The organism is Neisseria sp. P0022.S010, from assembly GCF_051956635.1.
The window spans coordinates 1-1,231 of sequence record NZ_JBQCXF010000712.1 but is presented as its reverse complement, the minus strand read 5'-3'; the positions used below and the strand labels follow the sequence as shown (position 1 = coordinate 1,231).

2 protein-coding genes are annotated in these 1,231 nt (G+C 46.5%); both read right to left on the bottom strand.

Features of this window, described 5'->3' with window-relative positions; all coding sequences use genetic code 11:
• On the bottom strand, positions 1-424 hold a 424-nt coding region (locus ACTHUT_RS20870; protein ID WP_440386796.1), incomplete at its 3' end, for a contractile injection system protein, VgrG/Pvc8 family.
• A 577-nt stretch (positions 425-1,001) separates the two neighbouring features.
• On the bottom strand, positions 1,002-1,231 hold a 230-nt coding region (locus ACTHUT_RS20865), incomplete at its 5' end, for a transposase (RefSeq protein ID WP_440419716.1).

The window sequence follows — 1,231 nt, the reverse complement described above, 5'->3', positions numbered from 1 at the left end:
CGTGGTGTTTGAAGACGGCGACAATGATGTCGGGAATGGTTTGGTGTTGGAACAGCCGGGAAGTTTGGAAATGTTTTAAAGCCGCGAAGCGCGGCTCTAAAACAAAGCGGTAAACGGTTTCATCCTTGGAGACGGACAACTTCTCGCATGAGGTGATAATGCCCTGCCATTGCTTCGCCGGCGGGTCGTCTGAAGCAGCCCCGAATGCCCCGGCCACTTCCGACAGTAAGCCTTCTTGCGGACGAATCTCAAAGGCTGCGCGCTGGTTGAGGTAGGAAGAAAGCGGCAGCGAGGAATCGGTGGAAGTGGCGGTAATTTCGACACGGTAGGCGGTATTGACCGCTTCGGAGGCGGTGAAGGAGCGGACTGAAAGTGAGGGGGAGAAACGGGCAAAGGTAAGATGGTAGGATTGGCGGGCGGTCATAAGGGTAATATCCGACTGACGATGAACACTGTATGGTAACGGGGATAATGCCGATGGTAAAGCGAATGGGATGAATGGGGAAAAGGCCGTCTGAACGGTTGAAATAAGGGATAAAATACCATTTTACCCTGCCCTATTCCACCATTCAGGGAAAAAGTGGTAAATTAAGCAGTCACATTTCTCTTAAAAACCATTGATTTTATACTAAAAATTGGAGTACTATACGGAATCTTTTAAGATTAACCAATAGTTAACGAACAGGAATAAACAACGGCGATTGTTAGGTATAGGGAAAAACTACATAATTTATATTATGTTAAATTCATGACGCTAGTATTTTAGTCTGCTAACTCCTGTTTCTTTCAGTAGTACAATCACTTACAGAATCTAAAAACAAAAAGGCCGTCTGAAAGGTTTTTCAGACGGCCTGAGACCTTTGCAAAATTCCTTTTCCCCCAACAGCCGAAACCAAAACAAAGATTTTCGGCTGTTTTTGTTTCAAATATCCATTGATTCTACTCAAATACCCCCTTAATCCCCCTTGGATACCCGATTAATCAGGCATCCGGGCCGCCTTTTAGGCAGCAACAGGCGCACTTAGCCTGTTAGCCGCTTTCAACAGGTTTAAACACATCGTCTTCAGATGGCTTTGCGCACTCACTTTAATCAGTCCGAAATAAGCTGCCCGCGCATAGCGGAATTTACGGTGCAGCGTACCGAAGCTTTGTTCGACTACATAACGGGTCTTCGACAAATATCGGTTACGTTTGGTTTGCGCTTCCGTCAGCGGATGTTTGCGGTGTGCTT